The following is an 11,896-nucleotide window of genomic DNA, read 5'->3' as shown; positions in this document are numbered from 1 at the left end:
TTTTTTGTTTTGTTTGTGTTTTTGGGGGGGGGTGTTTTTCCCCCCCCCCGCGTCTAGTGCTTTGGGGGGTGGGCCCCCCCGGGGGGGGGGGGCGCCCCCCCACTGCGTTGCCGTACCTCCGGGGCAGGCCAAAGGTGATCCCCCAAGAGGTACGATCGACCGTATGGGCACTGAGGAGCGAGCCTTCGTCACGCGTGCGGACAGGGCGCCGATCACCGACAAGCGCCTGCTCAAAGGCGCGCGGGCGCGTGAGGTCGTCCTGCGGCGCGCCGTCGACATCGCCTCCCTCGACGGGCTGGACGACGTGAGCTTCGGCCGTCTCGCAACCGACACCGGCATGAGCAAGGCGGGGATCCAGACCCTCTTCGGGTCCAAGGAAGTGCTCCAGCTCGGGACCATCGACTACGCGCGCGACATGTTCGTCGACGCGGTCGTCCGCCCGGCATGGGCGGCGGCCCCCGGTGTCGCACGGCTGCGTTCTCTGGTCGAGCACTGGATCGAGTACGCCACGACCCCGCTGTTCGAAGGCGGCTGCTTCCGGGTCGCCAACACCGCTCGGTTCGACAGCAGGCCCGGGGCGATCCGGGACGCCCTGTTCCGCCATCAGCAGGAATGGCTCGACACCATCGAGAAGGAGCTGCGGAACGCCGTCGCGGCCCATGAGATCGCGGAACTCGACGTCGATCTCGCGGTCTTCCAGATCGATTCCGCCCTGTGCGCGGCGAACACGGCACTGCGCCTTGGAGACGACGACGTCGTCTCCAAGGTGCGCCGCACCGTCGGAGACCTCCTGAGAGCACCCTGACCGCTGCCCCTGGGTGTCCGGTCGCTGACCGTGCGTGTGGGCCATCTCTCGTCAGGCCTGAAGATCCGCAGGTCAGCGGCCCGGGGTAGGGGCGGCCAGGTCACCCGGACGGCCGTCCCGGGCGGCTGAACGAAGGGTCGGACCCTAGCGTCGTACTAATATTTCCGGCTTGTTACTCAGTGTCACTCAGCCGGACCCGACGTGAGGACCCGATGGCAGCCATAGACGAGAGCAGCGCTCTCGGCCTGCTCGACGAAGAGATCCGCACGCAGTTCGGCGACAGGGCGCGTTTCTCCGCCGGGCCCGCCGCCCCACCGCGCACACTGGTCGACGTCTTCGAGGCGACCGTGCGGGCGCACCCGGACGAGCCCGCCCTCGACGACGGCAGGACGTGTCTGACCTACCGTGCGCTGGCCGGCGAGGTGGAGCGGCTGCGGTTGCGGCTGGCAGCCGCCGGGGTCGGGCTCGGGGACCGGGTCGGGGTGCGCGTACCCTCCGGCACCAACGAGCTGTACGTCGCGATCCTCGCCGTACTCGCCGTCGGTGCCGCCTACGTTCCCGTCGACGCCGAGGACCCGGACGAGCGGGCCGGGCTGGTGTTCGGGGAGGCGGGGGTGCGGGCCGTCGTCGGGGCCGGGCACGGCCTCACCGTCCAGGGCGTCCCCGGCTCCCCCGCCGCCCGCCCGGGCGTGGGGGACGACGCCTGGATCATCTTCACCTCCGGGTCGACCGGGAAGCCCAAGGGCGTGGCCGTCACGCACCGCGGCGCCGCCGCGTTCGTGGACGCGGAGGCGGCCCTGTTCCTCACGGAGGAGCCGATCGGGCCCGGCGACCGGGTCATGGCGGGGCTCTCCGTCGCCTTCGACGCGTCCTGCGAGGAGATGTGGCTGGCCTGGCGGTACGGCGCCTGTCTGGTGCCCGTGCCCCGGTCGCAGGTCAGGAGCGGTGCCGACCTCGGGCCCTGGCTGGTGGAGCAGGAGATCACCGTCGTCTCGACCGTGCCCACGCTGGCCGCGCTCTGGGAGCCCGAGACCCTGAACGACGTACGGCTGCTGATCTTCGGCGGCGAGGCCTGCCCGCCCGAGCTGGCGCAGCGGCTGGTCACCGAGGGGCGCGAGGTGTGGAACACGTACGGGCCGACCGAGGCGACCGTCGTGGCCTGTGCGGCACTGATGACCGGCGAGGAGCCCGTCCGCATCGGCCTGCCGCTCGACGGCTGGGAACTGGCCGTCGTCGACGAGGCCGGGGAGCCGGTGCCGATGGGCGCCAGCGGGCAGCTCGTCATCGGCGGGGTCGGGCTCGCGCGGTATCTCGACGCCGGGAAGGACGCGGAGAAGTACGCGCCGCTTCGCTCGCTGGGCTGGGAGCGGGCCTATCGGAGCGGTGACCTGGTCAGGGCCGACCCCGAGGGGCTGGTCTTCCTCGGGCGGGCCGACGAGCAGATCAAGCTGGGCGGTCGGCGGATCGAGCTGGGCGAGGTGGACGCCGCGCTGCAGGCCCTGCCGGGCGTCGCCGGGGCCGCTGCCGCGGTGCGCACCGCCCGCAGCGGCAATCAGCTCCTCGTCGGTTATGTCGTCACCCAGGACGGCTGGGATCAGGCGGCCGCCGTCGAGAGGCTGCGCGCCGAGCTGCCCGCCGCGCTGGTGCCGCTGCTCGCGCCCGTCGCCGAGCTGCCGACCCGTACCTCCGGGAAGGTGGACCGGAACGCCCTGCCCTGGCCCCTGGAAGGCGTGGAGACCCCGAAGGCCGAGCTCTACGGCACCGAGGCGTGGCTCGCCGAGCAGTGGGCGGAGGTCCTCGGTATCCCGGTGACCAGTGCCTTTGACGACTTCTTCGCGATCGGCGGCGGCAGTCTGGCCGCCGCGCAGCTCACCACCCGGCTGCGCACCCGCTACCCGAGCGCGGCCGTCCTCGACATCTACCAGCAGCCCGTCCTGCGCAAGCTGGCCCGGCGGCTGGAGGCCGCGTCGCGGGACGACGGCAGGACCCGTACGGTCGCGCCGGTTCCCGTGCGCGCCCAGGCGGTCCAGCTGCTGCTGCTCGTCCCGCTGGTCACGCTGCTGGGGCTGCGCTGGACGCTGGTCCTGGCCGCTCTCGGAAACCTGCTGCCCGCCTACGCCTGGCTGCCGACCGCCCCCTGGTGGTTGCTCGCGGCCGGCGCGCTGCTGTTCTTCACCCCGCCCGGCCGGATCGCGCTCGCGGCGGGCGGGGCGCGGCTGTTGCTGCGGGGCCTGACGCCCGGGCGGTATCCGCGCGGCGGGAGCGTGCATCTGCGGCTGTGGACCGCCGAACGGCTGGCCGAGGTCAGCGGGGCCACCGCCCTCACCGGATCCTGGCTGGAGCGGTACGCGCGGGTGCTGGGCGCCAAGGTCGGGCCCGAGGTGGACCTGCACTCGCTGCCGCCGGTCACCGGCATGCTCAGGCTGGGCCGCGGTGCGGCCGTCGAGTCCGAGGTGGACCTGTCCGGGTACTGGCTGGACGGCGACCGGCTGGAGATCGGCCCGGTGAAGGTCGGCGCGCACGCCACCGTCGGCACCCGCAGCGTGCTCTTCCCGGGCGCCCGCGTCGGCAAGCGGGCCGAGGTGGCCCCCGGTTCGGCGGTCGGCGGGCAGATCCCGACCGGTCAGCGGTGGGCGGGCGCGCCCGCGGTGAAGCTGGGCAAGGCCAAGCGCAACTGGCCCGCGGAGCGGCCGCGGCGCGGCACGTTCTGGCGGGTGATGTACGGCGTGGCGGGCTTCGGGCTCGGCGCCCTGCCGCTGCTCGCGGGCGTGGCCGCGCTGCTGGTCGCCGGGGTCTTCGTGACGCCGGGCAGCTCGCTCGTCCAGGCGCTGCGCGGGGCCGCGCAGGCGCTGGTCCCGGCCACGCTCGCGTACGGGCTGGCGTACGCGCTGCTGATCCTGGCCGGGGTGCGGCTGCTGAGTGCGGGGCTGCGCGAGGGGACGCATCCGACGCACAGCCGGGTCGGCTGGCAGGCGTGGACCGTGACGCAGCTGATGGACCGGTCCCGCGAGACGCTGTTCCCGCTGTACGCGGGGCTGGTCACGCCGGTGTGGCTGCGGCTGCTGGGGATGCGGATCGGGCGGGGCGCCGAGGTGTCGACCGTGCTCGCGCTGCCGAGCCTGACCACGGTCGGCGACGGGGCGTTCCTCGCCGACGACACGCTGACGGCGCCATACGAGCTGGGTGGCGGCTGGGTGCGGATCGGGCGTGCGCAGATCGGGCGGCGGGCCTTCCTGGGGAACTCCGGGATGACCGCGCCGGGACGCTGCGTGCCGGACGGCGGCCTGGTCGGCGTGCTGTCGGCGACGCCGAAGAAGGCGAAGAAGGGCACCTCGTACCTGGGGCTGCCGCCGGTGAAGCTGCCGCGCAGTGCCGCCGGCGGGGATCAGAGCCGTACGTACGAGCCGCCCGCCCGGCTGCTGTGGGCGCGCGGGCTGGTGGAGCTGTGCCGCATCGTGCCGGTGCTGTGCAGTGCGGCGCTGGCCGTGCTGACGGTGGCGGCGCTGTGTGCGCTGGGCCCGTGGGCGTGGGCCCTGTCGGGAGCGGTGCTGCTCGGGGCGGGGGTCGTCGCGGCGGTCGTCTCCGTCGCCGCGAAGTGGCTGCTGGTGGGGCGGCACCGGGCCGGGGAGCATCCGCTGTGGAGTTCGTTCGTGTGGCGGGACGAGCTGGCGGACACGTTCGTCGAGGTGCTGGCGGTGCCGTGGCTGGCCGGGGCCGTGCCGGGGACGCCGGTGATGACGGCGTGGCTGCGCGGGCTCGGCGCGCGCATCGGCCGGGGGGTGTGGGTGGAGAGCTACTGGCTGCCGGAGGCGGACCTGGTGACCCTGGAGGACGCCGCCACGGTGAACCGGGGCTGTGTGCTGCAGACCCACCTCTTCCACGACCGGATCTTGCGGACGGATACTGTGGTCCTCCGCACGGGCGCCACGCTGGGCCCTGGCGGGATCGTGCTGCCCGGCAGCACGGTCGGGGCCCGTACGACCCTGGGTCCCGCGTCGCTCGTCATGGCCGCGGAGTCCGTCCCGGACGACACCCGCTGGCTCGGCAACCCGATCGAGGCATGGCGTCCCTGAACGCGGGCCGCCGGGGTGCGGTGGGCGGGGCACCCGCAGTGGCACAGCGCAGGGAGCGGACACAGCAGTGGCAGTTCAGCAGTCGGCCGGTCCGGATCCGTACTTCCCGGACAACGGTGATGCCCGTTACCGGGTGCACCGCTACGAACTCGCGCTGGACTACCGCCCGGGTCCGAACCGGCTGTCCGGCACGGCTCGGATCAACGCCATCGCCGGTCCGGCGCCACTCGCCGAATTCCAGCTCAACCTGGCCGACTTCAGGATCGGGCGGGTGCGGGTGGACGGCCGGCAGCCGCAGTACACGCACCGGGGCGGGCGACTGCGCATCCGTCCGGCCAAGCCCGTGCGGGCCGGGGCTGCCTTCACCGTGGAGGTGCACTGGTCCGGCAACCCGGGGCCGGTGTCCAGCCCCTGGGGCGGCCTCGGCTTCGAGGAGCTGGCGGACGGGGCGCTGGTGGCGAGCCAGCCGGTCGGGGCGCCGTCCTGGTACCCGTGCAACGACCGGCCCGCCGACAAGGCGTCGTACCTGATCTCGGTCACCACCCCGTCCGCGTACGCGGTGGTCTCGGGCGGGCGCCTGCTGACCCGCACCGCGAAGGCCTCGACGACCACCTGGGTGTACGAGCAGTCCGCGCCCACGTCCAGCTATCTCGTCGGCCTGGCGATCGGCAGGTTCCAGACGGTGCTGCTGGGCGACCCGGGACCGGGCGGTGTGCCGCAGCACGGGCACATCCCGGCGCGGCTGCTGCCCGAGTTCTCCCGGGACTTCGCGCGGCAGCCCGCGATGATGGAGCTGTTCCAGGAGCTGTTCGGGCCGTACCCGTTCGACGGTTACGCGGTCGCGGTGACCGAGGAGGAACTCGATGTGCCGGTCGAGGCGCAGGGGTTGTCGCTGTTCGGCTCCAACCATGTGGACGGGGCCCGGGGTTCGGAACGGCTGGTGGCGCACGAGCTGGCGCACCAGTGGTTCGGCAACAGCGTGTCCGTCGCCGACTGGCGGCACATCTGGCTGAACGAGGGTTTCGCCAAGTACGCGGAATGGCTGTGGTCCGAGCGCTCGGGCGGCCGGAGCGCACAGCAACTGGCCGCCGCGGCCCACCGGTTGCTGTCCACGCTGCCGCAGGACCTGCGGCTGGCGGACCCGGGCCGCACGTCGATGTTCGACGACCGGCTGTACGAGCGGGGCGGGCTGGCCCTGCACGCGGTGCGCTGCGCGCTGGGCGACGACGCGTTCTTCCGTATGCTGCGCGCCTGGGTGCGGCTGCACCGGAACGGGTCGGTGACGACGGCGGCGTTCACCGCGCACGTGGCCCGGTTCGCCGACGAGCCGGTGGAGGGACTGTTCGAGGCGTGGGTGTACGGGACGGCGCTGCCGCCGCTGCCGGTGCTCCGCGAGGTTCCCTAGACTTGAAGGGTGGCCCGGCCCAATGAGGAGGTCGAGGCACTCCTCCAGGAGTACGCGGACCTCATCGCGATCACGGGAGGCGACGCCTTCAAGGCGCGCGCCTACGAGAAGGCGGCGCGTGCCATCGGCGGGTATCCGGCCGACATCGCGAAGCTGGACGAGAGCGGGCTCAGGGAGATCCCGAACGTGGGCCGGTCGATCGCCGACAAGGTGGCCGAGTACCTGCGCACCGGGAAGATGGCGGTGGTCGAGGAGCGCCGGGCGAAGATCCCCGCCGGGGTCCGGGAGCTGATCACGATCCCCACCCTGGGCCCGAAGAAGGCGCTGCGGCTCTACGAGGACCTCCACATCTCGTCGGTGAGCGAGCTGGCCGCGGCGATCGAGGCGGACGCGCTCGCCGATCTGAAGGGCTTCGGCGAGAAGACGCAGGACAACATCCGGCACGGCATCGAGCTGCTGCAGCGGGCGGGCGCCCGGGTGCCGCTGTCCCTGGCCCTGGACACCGCCGAGCAGATCGTCGCCGAGCTGTCGGGGGTGACCGGCTGCAAGCGCTGTGGCCACGCCGGTTCCCTGCGCCGGATGCGGGAGACCGTCGGCGACCTGGACGTCCTGGTCGCGGCTAAGCGGTCGGAGCCGTTCATGGCGGCGCTGTGCGAGCTGCCGGCCACCGCGGAGGTCGTCGCACGGGGTTCGAAGAAGACATCGGTGCGCACCGCCAAGGGGCTCCAGGTGGATCTGCGGGTGGTGCCGCCGGAGTCGTGGGGGGCCGCGATGCAGTACTTCACCGGCTCCAAGGGGCACAACATCCGCACCCGCACCATCGCCGTGCACCGGGGCCTGAAGCTGTCCGAGTACGGCCTGTTCGACGCGGAGAGCGGGGACTCGCTGGCCTCCCGCACCGAGGAGGACGTGTACGCCCGGCTCGGGCTGCCGTGGATCGCGCCGACGCTGCGGGAGGACCGCGGGGAGGTCGAGGCGGCCCTGCGCGGCGAGCTGCCCGAGGTGGTGACCGAGAAGGACATCCGCGGGGACCTGCACACCCACACCGACCTCACGGACGGACTCGCCCCGCTGGAGGAGATGGTGGCGGCGGCGGCCGAGCGCGGTTACGCGTACTACGCGGTCACCGACCACGCGCCCAACCTGTACATGCAGCGCATGACCGACGAGAAGATCCTCGCCCAGCGCCAGCGGTTGAGGGAGCTGGACGGCGTCCACCACCGGATGCGGCTGCTGCACGGCACGGAGCTGAACATCGATCCCGGCGGTGACGTGGACTGGCCGGCGGAGTTCCTGGCCGGCTTCGACCTGTGCGTGGCCTCCCTGCACTCGCACTTCGACCTGGGCCGCGAGGCGATGACCCGGCGGCTGGTGCGGGCCTGCGAGAACCCGTACGTCAACGTCATCGGGCACCCGACGACCCGGCTGATCGGCAAGCGGCCGGGCGTCGACGCCGACTGGGACGAGGTGTTCGCGGCGTGCGCGCGCACCGGCACCGCGCTGGAGGTCAACGCCCAGCCGGACCGTCTCGACCTGCGCGACGAGGACGTCCTGCGGGCCAGGGAGCACGGGGTGAAGTTCGCCGTGAACACCGACGCGCACTCCATTCCGCACCTGGACCAGCTGCGCTACGGGGTGGGCACCGCGCAGCGCGGCTGGCTCACCCGGGACGACGTGATCAACACCTGGCCGCTGACGAGGCTGCGCCGCTTCCTGCGCAAGGGGCGGTGAGGGGCCTCACTCCCATTCCCGGTCCATCCACAGCGGCGACGGGCCCTCCGTGTCGGCCGCTCCCACCGCCTTGATGTCCCCGTCGGCGGCGCGCAGCAGCATCCGGCCCATGGCGATGAGCGCCCGGCCGGCGGCGAGTTCGTCGCCGATGTCCGGCACATCCGGGTCGTACGGGTTCCTGCGGGCCTCCGCATGGCTCTCCAGGACGTTGTCGCCGGTGTCCAGGATGATCCGGGCGGTGGTGTCCGGGTCGTGCTCGGAGAGGTACAGGTTCAGCCGCCATTCCTTGATGGCCGGGGGATGGCTGCTCATCGGTCGGGTCATCGTGCGCCTCCCTGGGCTGCGCTGCCCTTCCACTGTGCACCCGGCCCCACGCCGACGCCTCCCCTGGTACGGGCAGAATAGGGCCCATGACCTCGCGCACCTGCCCCTGCGGACTCCCCCAGCCCTACGACGCCTGCTGTGGCCGCTTCCACGCGGGGACCTCCGCCGCGCCGACCGCCGAGTCGCTCATGCGCTCCCGGTACAGCGCGTTCGTGAAGGGCGACGCGGGGTACCTGCTGCGTACCTGGCATCCGCGGACCCGGCCCGAGCGGCTGGACCTCGACACCCGGACGAAGTGGACGGGCCTGGAGATCCTGGACGCCACCGACGGGTCCGCCTTCCACACCACGGGCACGGTGACCTTCCGGGCGTCCTACCGGGGCGGTTCGCTGCACGAGCGGAGCCGGTTCGAGCGGGTCGACGGGGCGTGGGTGTACGTGGACGGGGACTTCCTGGCCTAGGGCGCCAGGATGTCCAGTTCCTGGAGGGCGCCCACGGTGATCTCCCTGGTCAGCTGTTCGGCGCGGGTCGCGTCGCCCGCGCGGACCGCCTCGGCCACCTGCACATGCAGGGTGACGGCCGCCGGGTCGGGGTCCTCGAACATGACCTCGTGATGGGTGCGGCCGGCGAGGACCTCCGCGACGACGTCGCCGAGCCGGGCGAACATCTCGTTGCCCGAGGCGGCGAGGACGACCCGGTGGAAGGCGATGTCGTGGACCAGGTACTCCTCCAGCTTGTGGCCGCGTGAGTTGGCCACCATGCCGAGCGCGCACTCGGTCAGCCGCGCGCACTGCTCCGGTGTGGCGTGCCGTGCGGCGAGGCCGGCCGCGACCGGTTCGACGGCCGAGCGCAGCACGGTCAGCGAGCGCAGCTGGTGCGGGCGGTCGGCGCCGGCGAGGCGCCAGCGGATGACCTGCGGGTCGTAGACGTTCCACTCGGCCTTCGGGCGGACGGTCACGCCGACCCTGCGGCGGGACTCGACCAGGTGCATGGACTCGAGGACCCGGACCGCCTCGCGCATCACGGAACGTGACACCTCGAAGTGCTGGGCGAGTTCGTCGGTGCGCAGCACGCTGCCCGGCGGGTACTCGCCCGCGGTGATCGCGGGGCCGAGGGTGTCCAGTACATGGCCGTGCAGGCCCCGGCCCGGTGTGGTCATGCACTCAGCGTACGGCGTGGATCACTCCCCCAAAAAGTCAGACTTAAATGTCACAGTCTCTTGAATTAGTCGTACCTAATGGGTTTCAGTGTGGCGACGCCGCCGTGGCGTCGGATGTCGAGGAAGACAGCGAGGCAGTACATGCGAACCCCCCAGGTGGTCGTCGTGATGGGCGTCGCGGGGACGGGCAAGACCACGATCGGTCCCCTGCTCGCCGCGCGGCTGGGCGTCCCGTACGCCGAGGGCGACGACTTCCACCCGCAGGCCAACATCCACAAGATGTCGGCCGGCATCCCGCTCGACGACACCGACCGGTGGCCCTGGCTGGACGCCATCGGCCACTGGGCGCACGGGCGGGCCGGACTGGGCGGGGTGGTCAGCAGCTCGGCGCTGAAGCGGTCGTACCGCGACCGGCTCAGGGCCGCCGCTCCCGGAATCGTGTTCGTGCACCTCACGGGCGACCGGAAGCTGATCGAGGACCGGATGACGCAGCGCCGGGGGCACTTCATGCCGACCGCGCTGCTGGACTCCCAGTTCGCCACGCTGCAGCCGCTGGAACCGGACGAGGCGGGAGTCGCCGTGGACGTCAGCGGCAGCCCCCAGGAGATCACCGAGCGTGCCGTGCGGGCCCTGGACGCGCTTGCCCTCGCATCCGAGTAACACCTCACCCCCGTCCCCCCGTCACCGCAAGGGAACCCCCGTGACCAGACTCAGCGTCGAGATGCTGGCAGCGGACGCACCTCCGCCGATCACCTCCGCCGGACACGCCCAGCTGGGCATGGCCGTCCTCGTGGGCATCGCCGTGATCGTCCTGCTCATCACCAAGTTCAAGCTCCACGCCTTCCTGGCCCTGACCATCGGCTCACTGGTGCTCGGGGCGGTCGCCGGAGCGCCGCTCGACAAGGTCATCACCAGCTTCACCACCGGGCTCGGCTCCACCGTCGCCGGCGTGGGTGTCCTGATCGCGCTCGGGGCGATCCTGGGCAAGCTGCTCGCCGACTCCGGTGGCGCCGACCAGATCGTCGACACGATCCTCGCCAAGGCGGGGGGCCGTGCGATGCCCTGGGCGATGGTCCTGATCGCCTCCGTGATCGGTCTGCCGCTGTTCTTCGAGGTCGGCATCGTGCTGCTGGTCCCGGTCGTGCTGATGGTCGCCAAGCGCGGGAACTACTCCGTGATGCGCATCGGCATCCCGGCCCTGGCCGGTCTGTCCGTGATGCACGGCCTGATCCCGCCGCACCCCGGTCCGCTGGTCGCGATCGACGCGGTCAAGGCCAACCTGGGTGTGACCCTGGCGCTCGGCATCCTGGTCGCCGTCCCGACGGTGATCGTCGCCGGTCCGCTGTTCTCGAAGGTCGCCGCCCGGTGGGTGGACGTCCCCGTCCCCGACCGGATGCTGCCGCAGCGCGCCTCGGACGAGCTGGAGCGCCGCCCCGGCTTCGGCGCGACCCTCGCGACGGTGCTGCTGCCGGTGGTGCTGATGCTGGCCAAGGCACTGGTGGACATCGTCGTCGACGACCCGGCGGACCAGACCCAGCGGGTCTTCGACGTCATCGGCTCCCCGCTGATCGCGCTGCTCACCGCCGTGATCGTCGGCTTCTTCACGCTGGGCCGGCCCGCGGGGTTCGGCAAGGAGCGCCTCCAGCAGACCGTCGAGAAGGGTCTGATGCCCATCGCGGGGATCCTGCTGATCGTCGGCGCGGGCGGCGGCTTCAAGCAGACGCTGATCGACTCCGGCGTCGGCCAGATGATCCTGGACGTCTCCAAGGACTGGTCGATACCGGCGCTGCTGCTGGCCTGGCTGATCGCGGTCGCGATCCGGCTGGCCACGGGTTCGGCGACGGTGGCGACGGTCTCGGCGGCGGGTCTGGTCGCACCGCTCGCGGCCGACATGTCGACGGCCCACACCGCCCTGCTGGTCCTCGCGATCGGCGCCGGCTCGCTGTTCTTCAGCCATGTCAACGACGCCGGTTTCTGGCTGGTGAAAGAGTACTTCGGGCTGAGTGTGGGGCAGACGATCAAGACCTGGTCGGTCATGGAGACGATCATCTCGGTGGTCGCCGGCGGCCTGGTCCTGCTCCTCTCACTGATCCTCTAGGGGCACGGGGACGGCTCACCCGCTCTTCGACGTCACGGCCGTACGGCCCTGGGCACCGGCGCCGGCCGGGATGTCGGCCACGCGCCGGCCCGGGGCCTGGCCGTGGCCGGCTGCACGGTGGTCCGCAACGGGCGCGACCCCGATCGGCTGGCCGCGGCGGCGTCCGGACTGCCCGGCGGCCGGACCCACACGGCGGTGTCCGACGTGACCGACGGCCCGGCCGTGACCGCCGGGACCGCGGACGTCGAGGAGCGGGTGGGCCCGCTCGACATCCTGGTGAACAACGGTTGGTGCGGCGCCG

At 72.4% G+C, this 11,896-nt stretch carries 9 protein-coding genes and 1 pseudogene; 8 read left to right on the top strand and 2 right to left on the bottom strand.

All coding sequences use genetic code 11. The features are described from left to right. Window positions 1-163: 163 nt before the first annotated feature. The 4 genes from ACWC94_RS24275 to polX all read left to right on the top strand — a co-directional run bounded on the left by ACWC94_RS24275 (window position 164) and on the right by polX (window position 8,014). Window positions 164-805, top strand: coding sequence for a TetR/AcrR family transcriptional regulator (locus ACWC94_RS24275; RefSeq protein ID WP_450799006.1), 642 nt, complete (start codon window positions 164-166; stop codon window positions 803-805). A 212-nt stretch (window positions 806-1,017) separates the two neighbouring features. Next, window positions 1,018-4,878: a Pls/PosA family non-ribosomal peptide synthetase gene (locus tag ACWC94_RS24270; protein ID WP_450799005.1), complete on the top strand. Its 3,861-nt coding sequence runs from the start codon at window positions 1,018-1,020 to the stop codon at window positions 4,876-4,878. Window positions 4,879-4,945: 67 nt separating this feature from the next. Next, window positions 4,946-6,283, top strand: a complete 1,338-nt coding sequence (locus tag ACWC94_RS24265; RefSeq protein ID WP_450799004.1) for a M1 family metallopeptidase — start codon at window positions 4,946-4,948, stop codon at window positions 6,281-6,283. A 9-nt stretch (window positions 6,284-6,292) separates the two neighbouring features. Continuing rightward, window positions 6,293-8,014: a DNA polymerase/3'-5' exonuclease PolX gene (polX, locus tag ACWC94_RS24260; protein ID WP_450799003.1), complete on the top strand. Its 1,722-nt coding sequence runs from the start codon at window positions 6,293-6,295 to the stop codon at window positions 8,012-8,014. Window positions 8,015-8,020: 6 nt separating this feature from the next. Here polX and ACWC94_RS24255 read toward each other — a convergent pair whose 3' ends face one another. Then, on the bottom strand, window positions 8,021-8,338 hold the full coding sequence (locus ACWC94_RS24255; RefSeq protein WP_450799002.1) for a dsRBD fold-containing protein: 318 nt from the start codon (window positions 8,336-8,338) through the stop codon (window positions 8,021-8,023). A gap of 86 nt (window positions 8,339-8,424) precedes the next feature. Between ACWC94_RS24255 and ACWC94_RS24250 the strand changes: the two genes are divergently transcribed. Continuing rightward, entirely contained in the window at window positions 8,425-8,799 is a 375-nt protein-coding gene (locus tag ACWC94_RS24250) for a YchJ family protein (RefSeq protein ID WP_450799001.1), read from the top strand. Here the strand turns inward: ACWC94_RS24250 and ACWC94_RS24245 are convergent. After that, window positions 8,796-9,497, bottom strand: a complete 702-nt coding sequence (locus ACWC94_RS24245; RefSeq protein ID WP_450798999.1) for a FadR/GntR family transcriptional regulator — start codon at window positions 9,495-9,497, stop codon at window positions 8,796-8,798. The genes ACWC94_RS24250 and ACWC94_RS24245 overlap by 4 nt on opposite strands. A 141-nt stretch (window positions 9,498-9,638) precedes the next feature. Here ACWC94_RS24245 and ACWC94_RS24240 point away from each other — a divergent pair, with 141 nt between their 5' ends. The 3 genes and pseudogenes from ACWC94_RS24240 to ACWC94_RS24230 form a co-directional block, all read left to right on the top strand. After that, the gene (locus ACWC94_RS24240) at window positions 9,639-10,157 is read left to right on the top strand and encodes a gluconokinase (protein ID WP_450798998.1); all 519 of its coding nucleotides are present in this window, start codon (window positions 9,639-9,641) and stop codon (window positions 10,155-10,157) included. Window positions 10,158-10,197: 40 nt separating this feature from the next. Next, a complete protein-coding gene (locus ACWC94_RS24235) occupies window positions 10,198-11,595 on the top strand; it encodes a GntP family permease (protein ID WP_450798997.1) in 1,398 nt (465 codons plus the stop codon). A 10-nt stretch (window positions 11,596-11,605) separates the two neighbouring features. Continuing rightward, a pseudogene (locus ACWC94_RS24230) lies at window positions 11,606-11,880 on the top strand (SDR family NAD(P)-dependent oxidoreductase); the annotation flags it as partial. Between the last annotated feature and the right edge of the window lie 16 nt (window positions 11,881-11,896).

This window comes from Streptomyces sp. NPDC001135, from assembly GCF_053598395.1.
The sequence above is the reverse complement of the archived record's forward strand: the minus strand, read 5'-3'. Positions and strand labels throughout refer to the sequence as shown.

What these genes read in the sequence shown, in the direction of transcription:
- ACWC94_RS24275 (WP_450799006.1), top strand. Translation starts at nt 164, where the DNA reads ATGGGCACTGAGGAGCGAGCCTTCGTCACGCGTGCGGACAGGGCGCCG.
- ACWC94_RS24270 (WP_450799005.1), top strand. Translation starts at nt 1,018, where the DNA reads ATGGCAGCCATAGACGAGAGCAGCGCTCTCGGCCTGCTCGACGAAGAG.
- ACWC94_RS24255 (WP_450799002.1), bottom strand. Translation starts at nt 8,338, where the DNA reads ATGACCCGACCGATGAGCAGCCATCCCCCGGCCATCAAGGAATGGCGG.
- ACWC94_RS24250 (WP_450799001.1), top strand. Translation starts at nt 8,425, where the DNA reads ATGACCTCGCGCACCTGCCCCTGCGGACTCCCCCAGCCCTACGACGCC.
- ACWC94_RS24245 (WP_450798999.1), bottom strand. Translation starts at nt 9,497, where the DNA reads ATGACCACACCGGGCCGGGGCCTGCACGGCCATGTACTGGACACCCTC.
- ACWC94_RS24240 (WP_450798998.1), top strand. Translation starts at nt 9,639, where the DNA reads ATGCGAACCCCCCAGGTGGTCGTCGTGATGGGCGTCGCGGGGACGGGC.